Origin of the sequence: Halomonas getboli (assembly GCF_023094245.1) — a bacterium.
GTDB classification, from domain to species: domain Bacteria; phylum Pseudomonadota; class Gammaproteobacteria; order Pseudomonadales; family Halomonadaceae; genus Halomonas; species Halomonas getboli.
On record NZ_JALMEW010000001.1, the window covers coordinates 584,239 to 604,126 of the forward strand.

The 19,888-nt window shown below is 68.3% G+C and carries 23 protein-coding genes; 14 read left to right on the top strand and 9 right to left on the bottom strand.

All coding sequences use genetic code 11. The annotated features are described in order from the left end of the window. Window positions 1-6: 6 nt before the first annotated feature. The gene (locus MYL53_RS02870) at window positions 7-858 is read right to left on the bottom strand and encodes a prepilin peptidase (RefSeq protein WP_247851920.1); all 852 of its coding nucleotides are present in this window, start codon (window positions 856-858) and stop codon (window positions 7-9) included. A gap of 250 nt (window positions 859-1,108) precedes the next feature. On the opposite strand from MYL53_RS02870, the gene nagZ reads away from it, so the two are divergent. Then, entirely contained in the window at window positions 1,109-2,122 is a 1,014-nt protein-coding gene (gene nagZ, locus MYL53_RS02875; protein WP_247851921.1) for a beta-N-acetylhexosaminidase, read from the top strand. 48 nt (window positions 2,123-2,170) lie between these two features. Continuing rightward, window positions 2,171-2,749, top strand: a complete 579-nt coding sequence (locus tag MYL53_RS02880) for a hypoxanthine-guanine phosphoribosyltransferase (RefSeq protein WP_247851922.1) — start codon at window positions 2,171-2,173, stop codon at window positions 2,747-2,749. 83 nt (window positions 2,750-2,832) lie between these two features. Here MYL53_RS02880 and MYL53_RS02885 read toward each other — a convergent pair whose 3' ends face one another. The 6 genes from MYL53_RS02885 to MYL53_RS02910 all read right to left on the bottom strand — a co-directional run bounded on the left by MYL53_RS02885 (window position 2,833) and on the right by MYL53_RS02910 (window position 6,649). Next, a complete protein-coding gene (locus tag MYL53_RS02885; RefSeq protein ID WP_247851923.1) occupies window positions 2,833-3,174 on the bottom strand; it encodes a cation transporter in 342 nt (113 codons plus the stop codon). A gap of 186 nt (window positions 3,175-3,360) precedes the next feature. Further along, window positions 3,361-3,801, bottom strand: coding sequence for a DUF411 domain-containing protein (locus MYL53_RS02890; protein ID WP_247851924.1), 441 nt, complete (start codon window positions 3,799-3,801; stop codon window positions 3,361-3,363). Beyond that, on the bottom strand, window positions 3,798-3,941 hold the full coding sequence (locus tag MYL53_RS02895) for a hypothetical protein (RefSeq protein WP_247851925.1): 144 nt from the start codon (window positions 3,939-3,941) through the stop codon (window positions 3,798-3,800). Before MYL53_RS02895 ends, MYL53_RS02890 begins: the two co-directional genes overlap by 4 nt. A gap of 74 nt (window positions 3,942-4,015) precedes the next feature. Continuing rightward, window positions 4,016-4,339, bottom strand: a complete 324-nt coding sequence (locus MYL53_RS02900; protein ID WP_247851926.1) for a hypothetical protein — start codon at window positions 4,337-4,339, stop codon at window positions 4,016-4,018. A gap of 112 nt (window positions 4,340-4,451) precedes the next feature. Continuing rightward, entirely contained in the window at window positions 4,452-6,143 is a 1,692-nt protein-coding gene (locus tag MYL53_RS02905) for an AMP-binding protein (protein WP_282103359.1), read from the bottom strand. A gap of 62 nt (window positions 6,144-6,205) precedes the next feature. Beyond that, on the bottom strand, window positions 6,206-6,649 hold the full coding sequence (locus MYL53_RS02910; RefSeq protein ID WP_247851928.1) for a MerR family transcriptional regulator: 444 nt from the start codon (window positions 6,647-6,649) through the stop codon (window positions 6,206-6,208). A gap of 221 nt (window positions 6,650-6,870) precedes the next feature. Here MYL53_RS02910 and MYL53_RS02915 point away from each other — a divergent pair, with 221 nt between their 5' ends. From MYL53_RS02915 to mmsB, 3 genes are all read left to right on the top strand, one after another. Then, complete coding sequence (locus MYL53_RS02915; protein WP_247851929.1) at window positions 6,871-8,037, top strand: acyl-CoA dehydrogenase family protein; 1,167 nt, start codon at window positions 6,871-6,873, stop codon at window positions 8,035-8,037. A 22-nt stretch (window positions 8,038-8,059) separates the two neighbouring features. Next, a complete protein-coding gene (locus tag MYL53_RS02920; protein WP_247851930.1) occupies window positions 8,060-9,199 on the top strand; it encodes an enoyl-CoA hydratase/isomerase family protein in 1,140 nt (379 codons plus the stop codon). A 66-nt stretch (window positions 9,200-9,265) separates the two neighbouring features. Beyond that, window positions 9,266-10,156, top strand: a complete 891-nt coding sequence (gene mmsB / locus MYL53_RS02925) for a 3-hydroxyisobutyrate dehydrogenase (protein ID WP_247851931.1) — start codon at window positions 9,266-9,268, stop codon at window positions 10,154-10,156. A gap of 105 nt (window positions 10,157-10,261) precedes the next feature. Here the strand turns inward: mmsB and MYL53_RS02930 are convergent, their stop codons facing one another. Next, entirely contained in the window at window positions 10,262-10,846 is a 585-nt protein-coding gene (locus MYL53_RS02930) for a cupin domain-containing protein (protein WP_247851932.1), read from the bottom strand. A 222-nt stretch (window positions 10,847-11,068) separates the two neighbouring features. Here MYL53_RS02930 and mobA point away from each other — a divergent pair, with 222 nt between their 5' ends. The 7 genes from mobA to MYL53_RS02965 all read left to right on the top strand — a co-directional run bounded on the left by mobA (window position 11,069) and on the right by MYL53_RS02965 (window position 16,311). Further along, on the top strand, window positions 11,069-11,671 hold the full coding sequence (gene mobA / locus MYL53_RS02935; protein WP_345740347.1) for a molybdenum cofactor guanylyltransferase MobA: 603 nt from the start codon (window positions 11,069-11,071) through the stop codon (window positions 11,669-11,671). Then, on the top strand, window positions 11,668-12,252 hold the full coding sequence (gene mobB / locus MYL53_RS02940) for a molybdopterin-guanine dinucleotide biosynthesis protein B (RefSeq protein ID WP_247851933.1): 585 nt from the start codon (window positions 11,668-11,670) through the stop codon (window positions 12,250-12,252). The genes mobA and mobB overlap by 4 nt, the downstream gene beginning before the upstream one ends. After that, entirely contained in the window at window positions 12,249-13,499 is a 1,251-nt protein-coding gene (moeA, locus tag MYL53_RS02945) for a molybdopterin molybdotransferase MoeA (protein WP_247851934.1), read from the top strand. Before mobB ends, moeA begins: the two co-directional genes overlap by 4 nt. Before the next feature lie 10 nt (window positions 13,500-13,509). Continuing rightward, window positions 13,510-14,319, top strand: a complete 810-nt coding sequence (gene moaC / locus MYL53_RS02950; RefSeq protein WP_247851935.1) for a cyclic pyranopterin monophosphate synthase MoaC — start codon at window positions 13,510-13,512, stop codon at window positions 14,317-14,319. A 3-nt stretch (window positions 14,320-14,322) separates the two neighbouring features. Next, window positions 14,323-14,784, top strand: coding sequence for a molybdopterin synthase catalytic subunit MoaE (moaE, locus tag MYL53_RS02955; RefSeq protein WP_247851936.1), 462 nt, complete (start codon window positions 14,323-14,325; stop codon window positions 14,782-14,784). Continuing rightward, the gene (gene moaA, locus MYL53_RS02960; protein ID WP_247851937.1) at window positions 14,781-15,785 is read left to right on the top strand and encodes a GTP 3',8-cyclase MoaA; all 1,005 of its coding nucleotides are present in this window, start codon (window positions 14,781-14,783) and stop codon (window positions 15,783-15,785) included. The genes moaE and moaA overlap by 4 nt, the downstream gene beginning before the upstream one ends. Window positions 15,786-16,017: 232 nt before the next feature. After that, window positions 16,018-16,311: an H-NS family histone-like protein gene (locus MYL53_RS02965; RefSeq protein WP_247851938.1), complete on the top strand. Its 294-nt coding sequence runs from the start codon at window positions 16,018-16,020 to the stop codon at window positions 16,309-16,311. Between the two features lie 179 nt (window positions 16,312-16,490). Here MYL53_RS02965 and MYL53_RS02970 read toward each other — a convergent pair whose 3' ends face one another. After that, window positions 16,491-18,083, bottom strand: a complete 1,593-nt coding sequence (locus MYL53_RS02970) for a ribonuclease J (RefSeq protein ID WP_247852371.1) — start codon at window positions 18,081-18,083, stop codon at window positions 16,491-16,493. Between the two features lie 360 nt (window positions 18,084-18,443). Here MYL53_RS02970 and purU point away from each other — a divergent pair, with 360 nt between their 5' ends. Together purU and MYL53_RS02980 are read left to right on the top strand one after the other, a co-directional pair. Next, window positions 18,444-19,298 (top strand): formyltetrahydrofolate deformylase, encoded by an 855-nt coding sequence (purU, locus tag MYL53_RS02975; RefSeq protein ID WP_247851939.1) that lies wholly within the window; start codon window positions 18,444-18,446, stop codon window positions 19,296-19,298. A 223-nt stretch (window positions 19,299-19,521) separates the two neighbouring features. Then, window positions 19,522-19,860, top strand: coding sequence for a hypothetical protein (locus MYL53_RS02980; protein WP_247851940.1), 339 nt, complete (start codon window positions 19,522-19,524; stop codon window positions 19,858-19,860). The last annotated feature ends 28 nt before the right edge of the window (window positions 19,861-19,888 follow it).

Consider the following 19,888-nt stretch of genomic DNA (forward strand, 5'->3'; position numbering starts at 1 on the left):
CTCCCGTCACATCACCAGGGCCAGGTAGCGCGCCATCAGCGGCTCGCCGACCAGCAGCGCGATCCAGCCGGCGGCGGCCAGCCAGGGGCCGAAGGGCATCGGGGCGCCGCGCAGGCGGGGCACGGCCAGCTGGATGATCACGCCGACGATGGCGCCGGCGCCGGCGGCGATGATCAGTACCAGCGGCAGATAGACCCAGCCCAGCCAGGCACCCAGGGCGGCGAACAGCTTGAAGTCGCCGTAGCCCATGCCTTCCTTGCCGGTCACCAGCTTGAACAGCCAGTAGAAGCCCCACAGCGAGAGGTAGCCGGCCATGGCGCCGATCACCGCCCCCGGCAGCTGCAGCGGCTGGAACAGCAGCTGGTAGAGCAGGCCGGCCCACAGCAGCGGCAGCGTCAGTACATCCGGCAGCAGCTGGGTGCGCAGATCGATCGCCGCCATCGCCAGCAGGCTCAGGCAGGCGCCGAGGATGAACAGCCCCTCCAGGGTGGGGCCAAACAGCGCCGTCACCGCCAGCGTCAGCAGGGCGCCGGCCAGCTCCACCAGCGGATACTGGGGGCTGATGCGGGTGTCGCAGTACGCGCAGCGTCCGCGACGCTTCAGCCAGCCGATCAGTGGCAGGTTGTCATGCCAGGCGATCGGCGCCTCGCAGCGCGGGCACATCGAGCGCGGGGTGGCCAGGTTGAAGGTCGGCGTGTCCTCGGCCTCGAGCTCCAGCGCCTCGCGGGCCTCGGCGCGCCACTCGCGCATCAGCATCACCGGCAGGCGCGCGATGACCACGTTGAGGAAGCTACCGAGGCACAGGCCGACGATCGCGGCCAGCGGCCAGAGCAGGCTAGGGGGAAGATCGACAGGCAAGAGACGCTCCTTGTAGGCAGGTAAAGAGGGGCAAATAACGAGTGAAGAGTGCCACGTCGAGAGCGGCAAGAGGATATGGCGCCATTCTACGGAGTGGGCGTCGGCTTGTCCGCGCTGATCTGTGCTCCGGGGACAGGTCTCCGGGTCCATGCTCCGGGTCTATGCTCCAGGTAGGCGATATCGGGCCGGGCTGTCGTCGTCGCCGGCTTTGGTCTAGAATCGCCTCCCTTCATCCGTCAGGAAGGCGAACATGACCCAGACGCTCGGACCGGTGATGCTGGACCTGGAAGGCACGACGCTGCGCGACGAGGAGCGCGAGCTGCTGGCTCGCCCGGCGGTCGGCGGCGTGATCCTGTTCGGCCGCAACGTCGAGGATGCCGTTCAGGTACGCGCGCTGTGCCGTTCGATCCGCCAGGTGCGCCCCGACCTGCTGCTGGCCATCGATCAGGAAGGCGGGCGCGTGCAGCGCCTGCGCCAAGGCGTGACCCGACTGCCGCCCATGGGCCGGCTCGGTCGTGAATACCAGGCTGCGCCCGAGGTGGCCCGCCGCCTGTGCCAGGATGCCGGCTGGCTGCTCGGCATGGAGATGGCGGCCTGCGGGCTGGATCTCAGCTTCGCGCCGGTGCTCGATGTCGATGACGGCCACTCCACGGTGATCGGCGATCGCAGCTTCGGCGACGATCCCGAGACGGTGAGCCGCCTGGCCGGCAGCTTCGTCGAGGGGCTGCACGAGGCCGGCATGGCCGCGGTGGGCAAGCACTTCCCCGGCCACGGCGGGGTCGCGGCGGATTCCCACCACGAGCTGCCGGTGGACGAGCGCGCCTTCGAGGCGTTGCGCGAGCGCGACCTGGTGCCCTTCGCGTCGCTGGCCTCACGGCTCGGCGGCGTGATGCCCGCCCACGTGGTGTACTCGGCCTTCGACCATCGGCCCGCCGGCTTCTCACCACTGTGGCTGGGGATGCTGCGCGAGTCGCTGGGCTTCAAGGGCACCATCTTCTCCGACGATCTGAGCATGGCCGGGGCGCGCAGCGCCGGCGCGCCCGCCGAGCGGGCCCGCCAGGCGCTGGAGGCCGGCTGCGACATGCTGCTGGTGTGCAATGACCGCGCCGCGGCCCTCGAGGTCGTCGAGGCCTGCGACGGTCGCACCACCAAGCGGGCGGCCAAGCTGCGCTACGGCCGGGCGCGCCCCGACCTCGATGCGCTCGGTGCGCTGTCGCGCTGGCGTCGCGTGCATGCCCATCTCGAGGCCATGGCCGCCGACTGACGTTTCCCTGACTGTCGAACCCCTGAACTTCGAACCAACGAGCTTCCGATGTCCAAACTCGATGCCAATGCCCTCCCGTCCCTCTCGGACATGCGCGAGGTCATGGATTCCGCCGATTGCCTGATCAGCCAGGAAGAGGTCGAGCGTGCCCTGGATCGCATGGCCGACCAGATCGCCGCCGACCTGGGCGACAAGCTGCCGGTGTTCTACTGCGTCATGAACGGCGGCCTGATCACCACCGGCCACCTGCTGACCCGCCTCGGCTTCCCGCTCGAGGTCGACTATCTGCATGCCACCCGCTACCGCGGCGGCACTCGCGGCGGCGAGCTGTTCTGGCGCGTCTCGCCGGAGGTGCCGATGGCCGGCCGTCACGTGGTCATCGTCGACGACATCCTCGATGAAGGCTCCACGCTGGCCGCCATCCTCGACTACTGCCGCGAGGCCGGTGCCGCCAGCATCTCCACCGCGGTGCTGGTCGACAAGCGCCACGACCGCAAGGCGATGCCGGACCTCAAGGCCGACTACTGCAGCCTCGAGGTCGAGGACCGCTACGTGTTCGGCTTCGGCATGGACTACAAGGGCTACTGGCGCAACGCGCCGGGCATCTTCGCGCCCAAGGGCATGTAAGTTGCCCTAGCCGTTGGCCGGCCGCTGACACAGCCCCCGCGAGGTCATGCCTCGCGGGGGCTGTGTCGTGATGGGGAGCCGCTTCAGTGACAGCTCCAGGGTTCCTGGCGGGCGTTGTCCTTGACGTTCTGGTCGACGAACCGATAGTGGCTCTCCTTGACGCGCGTCCACCAGCCGCGATGGATGGCGACGGCGTGGCGATCGAGGATGGTCTCGATCTGGTCGATGCACAGCCGGGTGGCATCGTAGGCGACGCGCAGCCGGCGCTTGTCCGCGTGATAGGTCACGGACTCGAGCCCGAACAGCGTATCGATCTCGTCGATGGCCGCGGCCAGGGTGTCGTCGTCGCAAGGGGCCAGCTTGAGCTGGCGAGTCACCAGGTTGGCGTCTTCTACCCCGAGGCGCCGTGCGGGTTTGAGGGACATGGCAACACAGTCTCCTGATGGCGAGAGAACAGGCTCCGGATCGCCCCGCGGGTATCGAATGCCCGGAGCCATCGTGTGAGGCAAAGCTTATCGCCCTTGTGCCGCCCAAGGGTCAAGCGGGCAGCGGGGGCGTCGTCAGGAGGGAAGCAGAAGGCCCGGCGCCCGAGGAAGGCGCCGGGCGGGGTGTCACAGGGTCATGAACGGCGAGGCCTGCTGGTCACGGAACTGATAGACCTCGTAGGGCGCGTTCTGCGGCCCCGGCATGCCCGGGGTGCCGCTCGGCATGCCGGCCAGGCCGATGCCGTCGGTGTCGGGCCGCTGCTCGAACAGCGCCTCCACGGCGGCCATCGGCACGTGGCCCTCGATCACGTAGTCGCCGATCGCGACGGTATGGCACGAGCCCTGGCCGTAGGGGACGCCGGCATCCTGCTTGATCTCGGCGAGCGGTTGGTCGTCGACCACGGTGACGTCGATGCCCAGGCGCTCGAGGTGACGGGCATAGTCGTCGCAGCAGCCGCACTGGGGATTCTTGTACAGGGTGGCGGTGTCCGGCAACGCCGCCTGGGCGGTGGTGGCACCCAGTGCCAGGCCGGCGGTCAGCAGCAGATGTGAAACGGTCGGTTTCATGAGCGGTCTCTTTTGTGGGACGTGAACAGGTACTTGATCAGGGCGGCGATGCCGAGCCCCAGTAACAGCAACACGGCCAGCGGCATCAGCCAGCCGAGGGCCCCCATGTGCCCCATGGTGGCGAAACAGTCGGTCAACATGCGATCACTCCAGCGGCGCCGTCATGGCGACGGCGAATGTCGACGATGGAATAGCGGCGTGGGGTGGTGCGTTGTCAGGCCCGTGGCGGGCGGCGCGGAGGTTGGGGCACGTGGTCGCTCAAGTGAGTGACCACGTCGGCGGCCAGGGCGCGAGGGGCCATGACCGCGGGGGACAGCGAGGCGACCGGCGCGGCGCAGCCGGCGCCGCAGGCATCACCGGGATCCGGCAGGTCATCGAGTCCCATGGATGCCATCGACATCTGGGCGCAGTCGGCCTGGCAGGCATTGCCGGCCGCATGGCCGGGCAGGGAGGCCAGGGCGAACGCGATCACCAGCAGCAGTGCCAGAAGGCGCTGCCACGCGCGGTGGGATCGCGATGTCCAGGCCGATGTGCGCATGCGTCAGTCCCGAAGGGAGCCATCTCGAAAGGGTCAGGCGCATTGAAGCGCGATCCGGCCCGCCAATGCAATCCTCGGCGGGCCGGAAGGGGGGCGAGCTTTTCGCTTTCTGTTATTCGAGCCCCAGCTCGTGCGTCGCTTCCTCGCGCATCTTGAACTTCTGGATCTTGCCGGTGACGGTCATCGGGAAGGCGTCGACGAACTTCACGTAGCGCGGGATCTTGTAGTGCGCGATCTTGCCCTGGCAGAAGGCCCTGAGCGCGTCCTCGTCCAGGGTCTCGTCATCGGCGAGCTTGACCCAGGCCATGACCTCCTCGCCGTACCGGTCGTCGGGCACGCCGATCACCTGGACGTCGGAGATCGCCGGGTGGGTGTAGAGGAAGTCCTCGAGCTCGCGCGGATAGATGTTCTCGCCGCCGCGGATGATCATGTCCTTGATGCGCCCGACGATGGCCACGTAGCCGTCGTCGTCCATGGTCGCCAGATCGCCGGTGTGCATCCAGCCGGCGGCGTCGATGGCCTTGGCGGTGGCGTCCTCGTTGTTCCAGTAGCCGAGCATCACGCTGTAGCCCCGGGTGCACAGTTCGCCCGCCTCGCCGCGCGGCACCACGGCGCCGGTGCCCGGATCGACCAGCTTGACCTCGAGGTGCGGATGGATGCTGCCGACGGTGGTCACGCGCTTTTCCAGCGGCGCATCGGTACGGGTCTGCAGGCTCACCGGGCTGGTCTCGGTCATGCCATAGCAGATGGTCACGCCCTGCATGTGCATGCGCTCGATGACCTTGCGCATCACCTCGATGGGGCAGATGGAGCCGGCCATGATGCCGGTGCGCAGGCTGGAGATATCGAAGTCCTCGAACTCGGGGTGCTCCAGCTCGGCGATGAACATGGTCGGCACGCCGTAGAGCGCGGTGGCGCGTTCCTCGGCCACGGCCGACAGCGTGGCGTGGGGATCGAAGCCGTCGCCGGGATAGATCATCGCCGCACCGTGGGTCATGCAGCCGAGGTTGCCCATCACCATGCCGAAGCAGTGGTAGAGCGGCACCGGGATCACCATGCGATCGGCCTCGGTGAGGTCGAGGGTGCGGGCGACGAAGAAGCCGTTGTTGAGGATGTTGTGGTGCGAGAGGGTCGCACCCTTGGGCGCGCCGGTGGTGCCGGAGGTGTACTGGATGTTGATCGGCTCGTCGAACTCGAGCCCGGCCTGGCGTTCGGCCAGCTGCTCGGCGCTGACCTCGTCGGCGTGGGTGAGCATCGCCTCCCAGGTGAACATGCCGGCGAGCGCCCGGGTGGCGTCCAGGCAGATCACCCGCTTGAGCTCGGGCAGGGCGGCGCCGCTCAGCGCCTCGGGCGTGACGTCGTCGATCTCCGGCACCAGCTCGGCCAGCATCGCCACGTAGTCGGTGGTCTTGAACTGCCCCTGCAGGATCAGCGTCGAGGTGCCGGACTGGCGCAGCGCATACTCCAGTTCGTGGGTGCGATAGCTCGGATTGATATTGACCAGGACGGCGCCGATCTTGGCGGTGGCGAACTGGGTGATGGCCCACTCGGCGCAGTTGGGCGACCAGATGCCGACCCGATCGCCCTTGGCCACGCCCAGCGCCATCAGGGCGCGGGCCGCGCGGTCCACTGCGGTCTGGAGTTCTCGCCAGCGATAGCGCAGGCCCTGATGGCGGCTGATCAGGGCGTCCCGATCGGGGAAGCGGGCGACCGTGTCGTCGAAGCAGTCGCCGATGGTCTGGCCCTTGAGGGGGGTGTCGCTGATGCCGCTCAGATAGCTGGCGTGTCGAGGCTGGCGTGGCATGGTGGCTCTCATTGTTGTGTTGTCTCGGGATGACCGGGAAACCATGCGGCAGTGGTAGCCGGCTACAGGGGCTTCTCCAGCTGGCGCAGGACGTCGCGCGCCCGCTGGTCCACATCGTCGATCTCCAGGCGCATCAGGCGGATATCTTCCTGCTGGCGTTCCAGGTTGGCGCGCTTCTCGGCGAGCAGCTCGAGCAGGCGCCGCAGCTGGCGCGCGTTACCGTCTGGCATGGCGTCGTACATCATCACCACCTCGCGGATCTCGGCCAGCGAGAAGCCCAGCCGCTTGCCGCGCAGGGTCAGCTTGAGGCGCACGCGGTCCTTCTCGCGGTAGATGCGCTTCTGCCCCTGACGACTCGGGGCCAGCAGCCCCTCCTGCTCGTAGAAGCGGATGGTGCGCGGCGTGACCTCGAAGATCTGGGCCAGCTCGCCGATGGTGTAGGTGCGCTGCTGTCGGGGCAGGGCGTCGGCGTCGGCCGCCGGGGCCTGGTCGGGCTTTTGCGTCATGTGATCGATCCTGTAGCCGGGTGGTCCACCGGCGGTTTCCCACCTCGTCCGAGAACCCTAGACGAGGTTTACGTTAACGTAAAGTGCTTGTTAGACCATGGCGGGATATGGGATAACCCGAGCAATTGCTAGGTTGGCGATAGCCGCGGTGACGGCATCGCAGGCGTGCGTCGTCGACCCGGCGATCGGCCGTTCCCGATTCTCTCGACGGAGGTTTCCCCATGGATTTTGCGCTGACCGAAGACCAGCGAGCGCTGGCCGATGCCGCCGATGACTTCGCCCGGGCCGAGCTGGCCGAACATGCCGCCGACTGGGATGCCAACAGCCATTTTCCGGTCGACGTCATTCGTCGCGCCGGCGAGGCCGGTTTCCTCGGCCTGTATACGCCGGAGGAACACGGCGGGCTGGGGCTGTCGCGGCTGGATGCCTCGCTGATCTTCGAGCGGCTCGCTCAGGGCTGCGTCGCCACCACCGCCTATCTCACCATTCACAACATGGTGACCTGGATGGTCGCCAGCTGGGGCGGCGAGGCCCTGCGCGAGCGCTATCTGCCGGCCATGATAGCGGGTGACGCCCTGGGCTCCTACTGCCTCACCGAGCCGGGTGCCGGCTCGGATGCCGCCAGCCTGACCACCCGGGCGGTTCGGGAAGGCGATGACTATGTCATCAGTGGCTCGAAGATGTTTATCTCCGGCGCCGGCGCCACCCAGGTGCTGGTGGTGATGGCGCGCACCGGCGAGCCGGACAGCGGCGCGGGCGGCATCTCGGCGATCCTGGTGCCGGCCGATGCCGCCGGCATCGAGGTCGGCAAGAAGGAAGAGAAGATGGGCTGGAAGAGCCAGCCGACCTGCCTGATCAGCTTCGACGGCGTGCGCGTGCCGGTGGGCAACCGGCTGGGCGAGGAGGGCGAGGGCTTCCGCTTCGCCATGAAGGGGCTCGACGGCGGTCGGCTCAATATCGCCAGCTGCTCGCTGGGCGCGGCCCAGCAGGCGCTGACCCTGGCTCGCGACTACATGAGCGAGCGCAAGCAGTTCGGCCGCGAGCTGGCGAGCTTCCAGGCGCTGCAGTTCAAGCTCGCCGACATGGCCAGCGAGCTCACCGCGGCACGGCTGATGGTGCGCCACGCCGCCTGGCGGCTCGACCAGGGCGACCCGGAAGCCACCGCCCACTGTGCCATGGCCAAGCGATTCGCCACCGACGCGGGCTTCCGGGTCTGCAACGAGGCCCTGCAGCTGCACGGTGGCTATGGTTATATCCGCGAATATCCCCTGGAGCGGCTGGTGCGCGACACCCGCGTGCATCAGATCCTCGAGGGCACCAACGAGATCATGCGGCTGATCGTCGCCCGTCGGCTGCTGGCCGATGGCGTCATCGAAGCGCTGCAGTAATCGGACACCAGGAGAGAGCGTGATGTCGGACCCAGTGGTCAGTTTCGATGAGTTGCCTACCCGCGGCGGCGGGCGTATCGGCGTGGCGACCCTCCATGCGCCCAAGGCGCTGAATGCCCTGTCGCTGGAGATGATCCAGCTGCTGGAAGACAGGCTCGAGGCTTGGGCGCTGGACGAGCGGGTGGTGGCGGTGTGGCTGGAAGGCGCCGGCGGCAAGGCCTTTTGCGCCGGCGGCGACGTGGTGGCGCTGTATCGCTCGCTGGCCGTTGAGGATGCACGTGACGAGACCTTCGCCGAGCGCTACTTCACCGCTGAGTACCGGCTGGATCACCGCATCCACACCTATCCCAAGCCGCTGCTGGTATGGGGCGACGGCATCGTCATGGGCGGCGGCCTGGGGCTCTTGGCCGGTGGCTTTCAGCGTCTGGTCACCGAGACCACCCTGATCGCCATGCCCGAGATCACCATCGGGCTGTATCCGGACATCGGTGCGAGCTGGTTCCTCAACCGCATGCCGCCCGGCATCGGCGCCTACCTGGGGCTGACCGGCGCCCAGCTCAACGCCCGCGACGCCCTGGACCTGGGGCTTGCGGACCGCTTCGTGCCCCGCGATCGCCGCGACGACCTGCTGGGTGCCCTGGTCGAGGCCGACCACGGCGATCACTCCCTGGCGGCGTGCCGGCTGGCCGTGGAAGGCGTGCTGGATCGCTTCGAGGCCCGCGAGCAGGCACCGGAGGGGCGAGTCTGGCCGCGGCGCGATCACCTGCAGTCGCTGGTCGGCGAGACGAGTGCCGCCGATGCGGTGGCGCGGATTCTCGCCGACCAGCGCGACGACGACTGGCTGGCCGCCAATCGGGCGCGCCTCGCCGCCGGCTGCCCGCTGACCGCCCACCTGGTGTGGCGGATGCTCGAGCGTCATCGCCACACCGGGCTGGCCGACGCCTTCCGCGACGAGCTCGGGCTGTCGGTCCAATGCTGCCATCGCGGCGACCTGGCCGAGGGCGTGCGCGCACTGCTGATCGACAAGGACAAGACGCCCCGCTGGTCGCATGCCGACGTGGAAAGCGTGCCCGAGGCCGAACTCCAGGCGATGCTGGCCTCGCCCTGGTCGAGCGAGGCACATCCGCTGCGGGATCTGGGCGTCGGACGCCGCGTCGGCTGACGGCATCGCTCACCGCTGCCATTGCCGTATTCCATAGAACAACACAAGAAACACAGGAGCTACGCCATGAACATCGCCTTTATCGGACTCGGCAACATGGGCTCGCCCATGGCCGCCAACCTGCTGAGCGCGGGCCACGACGTCTGCGTCTTCGACCTGGTCGAGGCCGCCATGGCGGAGCTCGAGAGGCAGGGCGCCCGGCGCGCCGACAGCGCCGAGGCGGCCTGCGCCGATGCCGAGGTGGTCATCTCCATGCTGCCCGCCGGCGCCCACGTGCTCGGTCTCTATCTGGGGCGCGACGGGGCCCCCGGGCTGCTCGATGCGCTGACGCACAAGCCGCTGGTGATCGATGCCTCGACCATCTCGCCGGACGACACGTGCCGGGTCGGCGTCGCGGCGGCCGAGCGGGGCTTAAGCTATCTGGACGCGCCGGTCTCCGGCGGCATCGGCGGCGCCAAGGCCGGCACCCTGACCTTCATCGTCGGCGGCAGCGAGGCAGGCTTCGCCCAGGCCAGGCCGGTGCTCGAGGCCATGGGCAAGAACATCTTCCACGCCGGCGAGGTCGGGGCGGGGCAGGTCGCCAAGATCTGCAACAACATGCTGCTCGGCATCCTGATGAGCGGCACCGCCGAGGCGCTGGCGCTGGGGGTGAAGAACGGGCTCGACCCGGCGGTGCTGTCCGAGATCATGAAGCAGAGCAGCGGCGGCAACTGGGCGCTCAACGTCTACAACCCCTGGCCGGGGGTGATGGAGGGCTCGGCGGCGTCGCGCGACTACCAGGGCGGCTTCCTCACCGACCTGATGGCCAAGGACCTGGGGCTGGCCTGGGAGCTGGCGCTCAAGACCCGGGCCAGCGTTCCCATGGGCTCCCAGGCGCGCAACCTGTTCACGCTGCACAGCGCCCAGGGCAGCGGCCAGCTGGATTTCTCCAGCATCCAGTGGCTGTATCGGGCGTAATCCGCAAGCCACTTGGGGTCAGACCCTTAAGCACCCTTAGGAACTTCGTTCCTAAGGGTGCTTAAGGGTCTGACCCCGGGCCGGTATGAGCCGGTACCTCACCCCTCACCCGTGATGCAGCTCCTCCCCGCCGTCGGAGAACGACGGCGGGGTATTGGCGCTGACGATCACGCATTCCTCGTCGCCGACGTTGCGGAAGCGGTGGGGCAGGCGAGAGTCGAAGTAGTAGCCGTCGCCCTGTGACAGTACCTCCACCTCGCCGTTGACGGTGATCTCGATCTGGCCGGAGATCACCACGCCGCCTTCCTCGCCGTCGTGCTCCAGCATTTCCTCGCCGCTGTCGGCGCCGGGCGGATAGCGCTCGTGCAGTACCGACATGCGCCGGTCCGGGCGGCGTGCGGCCACCAGCTTCCAGGACAGCTTGCCGTCGCCGATCTCGGTCAGTTCATGGGCCTTGTAGAAGGGGCGGGGGTGGGCCGTTTCCTCGCCGGCGAAGAAGGTGCTGATCGACACCGGCAGGGCATCGAGGATCTTCTTCAGCGAGCTCACCGACGGGCTGACGCTGTTCTGTTCGATCAGCGAGATGCTGCTGTTGGTTACCTTGGCGCGCTTGGCGAGCTCGCGCTGTGAGAGCCCCTTTTCCTTGCGCAGCTGGCGCAGCCGTGCGCCTACGTTGAAGCCTTCATCCATCGTGTTCGTTCGCGGTCGGGCCGCGATCCTGTTCGTGTCGGCAAAGTGATCGGTCGTGGAAAATACTTGACGGATGATACCGTGTCACCGCCTCGACGATAAGGCGCGATCCGCGTCACGATGCCGCTTTTGGTATCGAACCTGACTCCCTGGTCATGGCACCCGCCGTATGCCTGAGGCATCATGGGGACATGTGTTCGAACCTCTCGCGGGAGCCGCGGCGTGATCCATCCTGATGCCTTGACCGGCCTGGTCCTGGCCGGCGGCCAGGGCCGACGCATGGGCGGGTGCGACAAGGGCCTGGCGCCCTTCGGCGGCCGCCCGCTGGTGAGCCATGCCGTGGCGCCGCTGGTCGGTCGGGTCGCGGCGGTGCTGATCAGCGCCAATCGCCATCCCGAGGCCTATGCCGAATGGGCCGACCGGGTCGTCGCCGACGTCGAGCCGGGCTACAGGGGCCCGCTGATGGGCCTCTACAGCGGCCTGCGGGCGGCGACCACCGAGTGGGCGGTGGTGGTGCCCTGCGACAGCCCTGCGCTGCCCGACGATCTGATCGCGCGCCTGAGCGCCGGCCTTGGCGAGGCCGATATCGCCGTGGCCCACGACGGCGAGCGCCTGCAGCCCGTGGTGATGCTGCTGCGCCGTTCGCTGGTCGACGATCTGGGCCGGGCGCTGGCCGCCGGCGAGCGCCGGGTCGAGCGCTGGATCGCTCGCCATGACTGGCGCGCCGTGGACATGTCGGACTGCGCCGAGGCCTTCGCCAATCTCAATACCCTGGACGACAAGCGGCGCCTGGAAGCGCGCCGCCGGGAGACGCTGCGCCGATGAATGCCACACCCGGAGACCTGCCGCTCGACGAGGCGCTGCCGCTGCTGGGCATTGCCGCCTGGAGCGGCACCGGCAAGACGACCCTGCTGGAGCGCCTGCTGCCGGCGCTGCGCGAGCGCGGGCTGCGGGTGGCGGTGATCAAGCACGCCCATCACGCCTTCGACGTCGACCAGCCGGGCAAGGACAGCCATCGGCTGCGCCAGGCCGGCGCCGAGCCGATCCTGGTGGCGTCCCGGGCGCGGGTGGCGCTGATGATGGAGACCCCCGACCGCGAGGAGGCCGACCTCGCCGAGCTGGTCGAGATGGTGCGCCCCCAGCGGCCGGACCTGGTGCTGGTGGAAGGCTTCAAGGCCTGGCCGCTGTCCAAGCTCGAGCTCTATCGCGAGGCGGTGGGCAAGCCGCTGCGCGCGGCCGAGGACGCCTGGATCGTCGCCGTGGCAAGCGACGGCGCGCCGGCACTGCCGGCCGGCGTCGAGGCGCTGGACCTGAATGACCTCGATGCTCTCGCCGACTGGGTCGCCGCCTGGCCAGCGCGCTGGGCCGAGCATCGCCGGCCGCGCCGCGAGGAGTCCGAGGCATGACCCTGTCGTGCTTCGATATCGGCGAGCGCACGCTATCGCCGGACGAGGCCCGCGAGGCGCTGCTCGGCCTGGTGTCGGGCCCGCTGGCCGCGGAGCGGGTGCCGCTCGCCGCGCTGCACGGGCGAGTGCTGGCGCGGGATCTGGTTTCGCCCATCGACGTGCCGCAGAACACCAACGCCGCCATGGACGGTATCGCCCTGGCCTGGCCGGAGGCAGACGCCTCGAGCCGCTGGCGCCGGATCGGCGAGGTGCGGGCCGGCGCGCGCTGGCCGACGCCGCTGGGCGCCGGCGAGTGCGTGACGATCACCACCGGCGCGCCGCTGCCGCCGGGGGCCGATACCGTGATCATGCGCGAGCAGCTGAGCGAGGCCGACGACGTCATCACCCTCGCGCGTGCCGAGACGGTGTGCCGGGGCCAGAACGTGCGCCAGGCCGGCGAGGACATCGCCCGTGGCCAGCGCGCGCTGGCGGCCGGCACCCGACTCGGCGCCGCGGAGCTGGGCCTGCTGGCCTCGCTCGGCTGTGCCGATGCCGCCGTGTATCGTCGCCCGCGGGTGGCGATCTTCTCGACCGGCGACGAGGTCACCGCGCCCGGCGAGCCGCTGCCGTCGGCCGGCATCCATGACGCCAACCGCTTCTCGCTGGCCGGCCTGCTCGAGGAGCATGGCGCCGAGGTCATCGATCTCGGCATCCTGGGCGACGACCGCGATGCGCTCATCGATGCCCTCGCAGGCGCCGCCCGCCGGGCCGACCTGGTGCTGACCAGCGGCGGCGTCTCGGTGGGCGAGGCCGACTTCACTCGCCGGGCACTGGAGGCGGTTGGGCGGCTGGCCTTCTGGCGCATCGCCATTCGCCCCGGTCGGCCGCTGGCCTGCGGCACGCTGGGCGAGGACGAGGTGCCGTTCATCGGCCTGCCCGGCAATCCGGTGGCGGTGATGGTGACCTTCCTGCAGTTCGTGGCGCCGCTGCTCAAGCGGCTGCAGGGCCGGGCCGATCTCGCGCCCGTGCGGGAGACCGCCCTGGCCGATGTGCCGCTCGAGGGGCGCGTCGGCCGCACCGACTTCCTGCGCGCCACGCTTCGCTGCGATGCCGAAGGCCGGCGCTGGGTGCGGCCCACCGGCGCCCAGGGCTCCGGTATGCTGTCCTCGATGGTGGCCGCCGACTGCCTGATCGAGCTCGATGCGGCCCGCGCCGCGGTCACGCCCGGTGAGGCGGTGGCCATCCAACCCCTTTTTCGACTGTCATGAGGCGTCTTTCATGAGCCTGACCCATCTCAATGCCCGCGGCGAAGCCCACATGGTCGACGTCGGCGACAAGGACGAGACCCGCCGCGAGGCCAGCGCGTCCGGCACGATCCGCATGCGCCCGGAGACCCTGGCGCTGCTCGCCGAGGGCGGCCTGCCCAAGGGCGACGTGCTGGCCACCGCGCGCATCGCCGGCATCCAGGCGGCCAAGCGCACCCACGAGCTGATCCCGCTGTGCCATTCGCTGGCGCTGTCCAAGGTGGAAGTGGGGTTCGAGCTCGACGAGGCCAACGCCTGCGTTCACGTCTCCGCCACCTGTCGGCTGACCGGTCGCACCGGCGTCGAGATGGAAGCGCTGACCGCCGTGTCGGTGGCCTGTCTGACCCTCTACGATATGTGCAAAGCGGTGGATAAAGGGATGGAGATCGGCGAGATCCGTCTCGACACCAAGACCGGCGGCAAGTCCGGCGACTATCGTCGCGACGCGGGCCCCGTCGAGGCGCCCATCGTCACCGGCGAGGGCGAGAGCGGCGAGGTGTCGCTGGGCGTTCGCTGCTCCCTCGGCGAGCCCTGCATCCTGGTCAAGTGCCTGGCCGAGCTGCGCGAGCGGCTCGGCGTCGGCGAGATCTCGATTCCCTTCTCTTCGCTCGAGCGGGCCGATATCGGCGGCCTCAAGGCCGCCCTCAAGGCGCGGGACGAGCGCTTCGCCGGCCTCGATGAAGGGCGGGTGCTGTGCGCCGTCAATCAGGTCATGGCGGGCAACGCCACGCCGCTGACGGCCGAGGATGAGGTCGCCTTCTTTCCCCCGGTCACCGGAGGCTGAGTCATGTCACGCGTGCGAGTACAACAACAGCCCTTCGACGCCGGCGAAGAACAGCGCCGGCTGATCGAGGGACGCACCGATATCGGCGCCGTGGTCGGCTTCACCGGCCTGGTGCGCGACTTCAACGAACGCCCCGAGGTGCAGGCGCTCAGCCTGGAACACTATCCGGGGATGACCGAAGCGGCGCTGGCCTCTATCGTCGACGAAGCGGAAGCCCGCTGGCCCTTGCAGGGCGTGCGGGTGATTCATCGCATCGGACGACTGGCGCCCGGCGATCCGATCGTGCTGGTGGTGGTCGCCAGTGCCCATCGTCGGGCGGCCTTCGAGGCCTGCGACTTCATCATGGATTATCTCAAGACACGCGCTCCCTTCTGGAAGAAGGAGCACACCGCGAGCGGTGACTATTGGGTCGCCGAGCGCGAGAAAGATCATCGCGATGCCCAGCGCTGGGAGGTGCCCTCATGACTCAACAGCCGACCGACGAGCTGATCGACGACTTCGGTCGACGCGTGCGCTATGTGCGTATCTCGGTCACCGATCGCTGCGACTTTCGCTGCGTCTATTGCATGAGCGAGGAGATGACCTTCCTGCCCCGAGCGCAGGTGCTGACCCTCGAGGAACTGGCCATGGTGGCGCGCGCCTTTACCGAGCTCGGCGTGGAGAAGGTACGCCTGACCGGCGGCGAGCCGCTGGTGCGTCGCGACATCGATCGCCTGGTGGCGGACATCGGCTCGTTGCCGGGGCTCAATGACTTCGCCATGACCACCAACGGCGCGAGTCTGCCCAGGTATGCCCGGCAGCTGCGCGACGCTGGCCTGACGCGGCTGAATATCAGCATCGATTCCCTGGATCCGGAACGCTTCCGGCGGCTGACGCGCACCGGCGATCTGTCGCGGGTGATCGAGGGCATTCGCGCCGCCAAGGCCGCCGGCTTCGAGCGCATCAAGCTCAATGCCGTCATCCTCAAGGGGCGCAACGACGACGAAGTCGTCGACCTGGTGGACTTCGCCCGTCGCGAGGGGCTGGATATCAGCTTCATCGAGGAAATGCCGCTGGGCGACGTGTCCGACCACGGCCGCGAGGAAACCTTCTGCTCCAGCGACGAGGTGCAGGCGCTGGTCGAGGCCCGTCATGCGCTGACCCCGACCACCGAAACCACGCTCGGGCCTTCTCGCTATTTCCGCATGAGCGACAGCGATACCCGGGTCGGTTTCATCTCGCCGCACAGCCACAACTTCTGCTCCACCTGCAATCGCGTGCGGGTGACCGCGGAAGGGCGGCTGTTGCTGTGTCTCGGCAACGAGCACTCGGTGGACCTGCGGGCCGTGCTGCGTCGTCATCCCGGCGACATCGAGGCGCTCAAGGCCGCCATCGTCGCGGCCATGCCGCTCAAGCCCGAGCGCCATCACTTCACCACCGATGGCGACGTTCAGGTCGTGCGTTTCATGAACATGACCGGCGGCTAAGGCGCGATCGCCGGGCCGGCGCGATGAGGGTATTGTCGCGCCCGCCCGCCGGTCTCGCCGCGAGAATGACGCCGAATTCTTGCCCCGTTCTCTCCGGCATGGCTCCTTTCTTCACTGCGTAATCTCGGCAATTTCCCGTCGGCTTTTCTTGCCAAAAACCTGGCTCGGCATATACTTTCTCGTATACCGGCCAGCCGATGGCCGTCGACTCATCATCGACCTGGAGGGGGCAATGTCCGAGCAGACCCTGGAGCGTATCGCTCGCAACAAGAACGTGGCCCGTGCGGCGGCCCGTCAACTCAGCATGGAGCAGCTCCATAAGCTGGCCGAGGTGATTGGCGAAGTCATCGAGCAGAAGAACGACGAGGAGCGTCAGCGCCAGGAAGAGGAGGCCGAAAAGGCCCGCAAGCTGGCCGAGATCCGCGAGCAGATCAGCGAAGCCGGCCTTTCCGTTGAGGATCTGGTCCCCGAACAGCCGCAGCGCAAGCGCGGACGCCCGCCGAAGAAGGCGGCCGACAAGGCTTGAAGCGCCGAGCTAACAGCGCCGAGCTAAAAGAAAACCCCGAAGGTTTGCGCCTTCGGGGTTTTCTTTGGCATCTCTTGGGGTCAGACCCTTAAGTAGGCTTTGGCGCTCCGCGCCCAAGCCTACTTAAGGGTCTGACCCCGGCAGCCTCCAGCGGGGGCCCGGCAGCGTTCGGACTCCCCTTATCCCGACACCTCCGCCTCGGCCGCCAGGATCTGCAGATGAATCTCGGGCATGCGCCGCAGGTGATCGCCGAACCAGGCGAGCATGCGCGGACGCAGGGCGAGGCGCAGGTCGGCCAGCGATTCCACCTGGATCTCGTCCAGGCAGTCGTCGAGCCAGTCGACGAAGGCGTCCTCGTCCAGCGGGCTGGCTTCGCTGACGTCGAGCAGCAGCCGGCCGATGCGGGTCCAGCCCTGGTCGGTGGCCATCACCGTCAGTGCCAGGTGAAGCTGGCCGTGGCGGGCTTCGCCGCCGCCGAGCCCCGGCAGGCGCGAGACCTCGTCCTGATGAATGATGCGCGGCGTCTGGGCGTGGCGGGCCTCGAGGTGCAGGCCGTCGCCGTCGAGGCGGATCATGTCGCCGTTGCGCGGGATCAGCGGCGCGGCGATGTCGAGCGACTGGGCCAGCGCCTGATGCGCCTGCTGATGGCGCGGCTCGCCGTGCACCGGCAGCAGATGGCGCGGGCGCGACCAGCCGTAAAAGGTCGCCAGTTCCTCCTGGGCCGGGTGGCCGGAGGCGTGCAGCTCCTCATGGTTGCTCTCGTCGAGCAGTGACACGCCGAGATGGCTCAGGCCGCGCTTCAAGCGCTCGATCAGCCGCTCGTTGCCGGGGATGGCCTTGGAGGAAAAGATCACGCTGTCGCCGGCGGTCAGCTCGACATGCGGGTGCCGGCCCCGGGCCAGACGCGACAGCGCCGCGCGGGGCTCGCCCTGGCTGCCGGTGGCGATCACCAGCACTTCCTCGGGCGGCAGGTAGCCCATGTCGGAGATCGGCACCAGCGGCGGCATGTCCTCCAGATAGCCGAGGCCGCGGGCCACGCCGACCATGCGCTCCATGGAGCGGCCCATCAGCGCGACGCGGCGACCGCAGCGCTCGGCGGCGCGGCCGATGGCCAGCACCCGGGCCAGGTTGCTGGCGAAGCAGCTGACGATCACGCGCCCCGAGCAGCTCTCGATGGCGTTGACCAGGGCCTTGGCGACGTTGCCTTCGCTGCGCGAGTGGCCGGGCAGGGGCGCATTGGTGGAATCGCCTACCACCAGGTCGACCGGGGCCAGGGCGCGATAGAGCTCGGCGTCCACCGGTGGCCCGATCAGCGGCTCGGGGTCGAGCTTCCAGTCACCGGTATGCAGCACCCGGTGCGAGCCGGCGGTGATCAGCAGCGCGCAGCTCTCGGGAATCGAGTGAGTCAGCGGCAGGTAGCGCAGATCGAAGGGGCCGACGCTCAGCGCCTCGGTCGGGTCGATGACGTGGATCGCCGACGGCGATAGCCCGCGCTCGGCGAACTTGGCACGCAGCAGGCCCGCGGCCAGCGGCGTGGCGTAGATCGGGCAGCCCCACTGCGGCCACAGCCAGGCGGCCGCACCGATGTGGTCCTCGTGGCCGTGGGTGATGATCAGTGCCTCGGGGGCGATGCCGAGCGGGCCCAGCGGGGCGAGATCGGGCACCTGCAGCGGACTGTCGGGCAGGTCCTGGCGGATCATCATGCCGCAGTCCACCGCGATCCAGTGCTCCGCCTGGTCCTTGTCGCCGTAACCGTAGAGGTTGAGGTTCATGCCGATCTCGCCGCAGCCGCCGAGAGGCAGGAAACGCAGGGGCGGGCGGCGACGGGGACGAATCTGGACGCGGGGTTGTGGCATCGAAGGGACGCTGACGGAAAATGTGACGATTACTATACGGGATGGTGGCGCGAGCTCACAACGCGGCTGGATGCCCCATAGATTGGGGTCAGACCCTTAACCATCCTTAGGCGCTCTGCGCCTAAGGATGGTTAAGGGTCTGACCCCACAGCGGGCTGAGCCATTTAGGTGAAGGGTCTGCCCCCTCAGTAGAGTGGATTCATCTTGATCTGACTCGTCGGACAGGATTTCGCTACAATGGGCGACTGTTCGACTCATCCAATCTACGGTCTTTCGATGTCACACTATTACCGTCTCGTGGTTTCCTGCCCCGATCGCCTGGGGATCGTCTCGCGTGTTTCCAGTTTCATTGCCGGGCAGGGCGGCTCCATCACCGAGGCCAGCCAGCACTCCGATCTCGAGTCCGGACGCTTCTTCATGCGTTACGTGATCCTGGCCGATTCCATCGGCATGTCCGCGGAGACGCTGCGCGATGCCTTCGCCCCGATCGCCGATGAATTCGAGATGGACTGGTCGCTGACCGACACCCAGCATCGCCAGCGCGTGGTGCTGATGGTGTCCCGCGAGAGCCACTGCCTGGTCGACCTGCTCTATCGCTGGACGGCCAAGGAACTCGACTGCGACATCGCCGCGGTGATCTCCAACCACGACGACATGCGCTCGCTGGTCGAGTGGCACGGCATTCCCTATCACCATGTGCCGGTCGACCCCCAGGACAAGGCGCCCGCCTTCGGTGAGGTGCAGCGGCTGGTCGACGAGGCGCGGGCCGACAGCATCGTGCTGGCGCGCTACATGCAGATCCTGCCGCCGGACCTGTGCGAGCGCTATGCCGGCCGGGTGATCAATATCCACCACAGCTTCCTGCCGTCCTTCGCCGGCGCCAAGCCGTACCATCAGGCCTATCAGCGTGGCGTGAAGCTGATCGGTGCCACCTGCCACTACGTCACCCAGGAGCTGGATGCCGGCCCGATCATCGAGCAGGACATCCATCGCGTGAGCCACTGCCACACGCCCAACGACCTGGTGCGCTTCGGCCGCGACGTCGAGAAGTCCGTGCTGGCGCGCGGCCTCCGCTGGCACCTCGAGGACCGCGTGCTGGTGCACGGCAACAAGACCGTCGTCTTCGCCTGATTGCAGATTGTACAGGTTGGGGTCAGACCCTTAAGTCTGCTTTGGATCGGAGCTCCAAAGCAGACTTAAGGGTCTGACCCCGTGGCGTGTTCCAAAGCACGATTAGGGGTCTGAGCCCGTAGCATGATTAAGCCGTGTTTTCCGGCTGTGATAGGGCGATCGTTGGCCGCACGTTTCGGCATAGTGGGGACTACCTTTACCACCGATTCGATCTGCCATGACCATGACGGCTGCCCCCGTGGCGCGTTCGGCCCGCCTGATTCGCCGCCAGATGCTGCGCCACAACCGCTTCCTCGGACTGCATCAGCTGTGGTTCGGCCTGCTGCTGATGCCGGTCATCACCTATGGCCTGGCGCTGACGTTCGACCCCACCGGCTGGTGGCTGGTCGTGCCGGGCTTTCTGGCATCGATGCTGCTGGTCGAGCTGGCCTTTCTGCCCCGGCGCGTGGTGATTCATCGCCTCTCGGCCAAGGAAAGCCACGAGGAGCGGGTGCGCGAAGCGCTGCGGCACGGGGTGTCGTTGCAGGAGGTGCAGGTGGTGGATCGGGAGGGGGCGCCGTAGGGTCCCCAGATTGGGGTCAGACCCTTAA

Coding starts and splice junctions, on each gene's coding strand:
- purU (WP_247851939.1), top strand. CDS start 18,444: ATGTCACACTATTACCGTCTCGTGGTTTCCTGCCCCGATCGCCTGGGG.
- moeA (WP_247851934.1), top strand. CDS start 12,249: ATGACCCTGTCGTGCTTCGATATCGGCGAGCGCACGCTATCGCCGGAC.
- moaA (WP_247851937.1), top strand. CDS start 14,781: ATGACTCAACAGCCGACCGACGAGCTGATCGACGACTTCGGTCGACGC.
- MYL53_RS02980 (WP_247851940.1), top strand. CDS start 19,522: ATGACGGCTGCCCCCGTGGCGCGTTCGGCCCGCCTGATTCGCCGCCAG.
- mobB (WP_247851933.1), top strand. CDS start 11,668: ATGAATGCCACACCCGGAGACCTGCCGCTCGACGAGGCGCTGCCGCTG.
- MYL53_RS02905 (WP_282103359.1), bottom strand. CDS start 6,143: ATGCCACGCCAGCCTCGACACGCCAGCTATCTGAGCGGCATCAGCGAC.
- moaC (WP_247851935.1), top strand. CDS start 13,510: ATGAGCCTGACCCATCTCAATGCCCGCGGCGAAGCCCACATGGTCGAC.
- moaE (WP_247851936.1), top strand. CDS start 14,323: ATGTCACGCGTGCGAGTACAACAACAGCCCTTCGACGCCGGCGAAGAA.
- MYL53_RS02900 (WP_247851926.1), bottom strand. CDS start 4,339: ATGCGCACATCGGCCTGGACATCGCGATCCCACCGCGCGTGGCAGCGC.
- MYL53_RS02965 (WP_247851938.1), top strand. CDS start 16,018: ATGTCCGAGCAGACCCTGGAGCGTATCGCTCGCAACAAGAACGTGGCC.
- nagZ (WP_247851921.1), top strand. CDS start 1,109: ATGACCCAGACGCTCGGACCGGTGATGCTGGACCTGGAAGGCACGACG.
- MYL53_RS02890 (WP_247851924.1), bottom strand. CDS start 3,801: ATGAAACCGACCGTTTCACATCTGCTGCTGACCGCCGGCCTGGCACTG.
- MYL53_RS02910 (WP_247851928.1), bottom strand. CDS start 6,649: ATGACGCAAAAGCCCGACCAGGCCCCGGCGGCCGACGCCGACGCCCTG.
- MYL53_RS02915 (WP_247851929.1), top strand. CDS start 6,871: ATGGATTTTGCGCTGACCGAAGACCAGCGAGCGCTGGCCGATGCCGCC.
- MYL53_RS02885 (WP_247851923.1), bottom strand. CDS start 3,174: ATGTCCCTCAAACCCGCACGGCGCCTCGGGGTAGAAGACGCCAACCTG.
- MYL53_RS02930 (WP_247851932.1), bottom strand. CDS start 10,846: ATGGATGAAGGCTTCAACGTAGGCGCACGGCTGCGCCAGCTGCGCAAG.
- MYL53_RS02895 (WP_247851925.1), bottom strand. CDS start 3,941: ATGTTGACCGACTGTTTCGCCACCATGGGGCACATGGGGGCCCTCGGC.
- MYL53_RS02970 (WP_247852371.1), bottom strand. CDS start 18,083: ATGAACCTCAACCTCTACGGTTACGGCGACAAGGACCAGGCGGAGCAC.
- MYL53_RS02880 (WP_247851922.1), top strand. CDS start 2,171: ATGTCCAAACTCGATGCCAATGCCCTCCCGTCCCTCTCGGACATGCGC.
- mmsB (WP_247851931.1), top strand. CDS start 9,266: ATGAACATCGCCTTTATCGGACTCGGCAACATGGGCTCGCCCATGGCC.
- MYL53_RS02920 (WP_247851930.1), top strand. CDS start 8,060: ATGTCGGACCCAGTGGTCAGTTTCGATGAGTTGCCTACCCGCGGCGGC.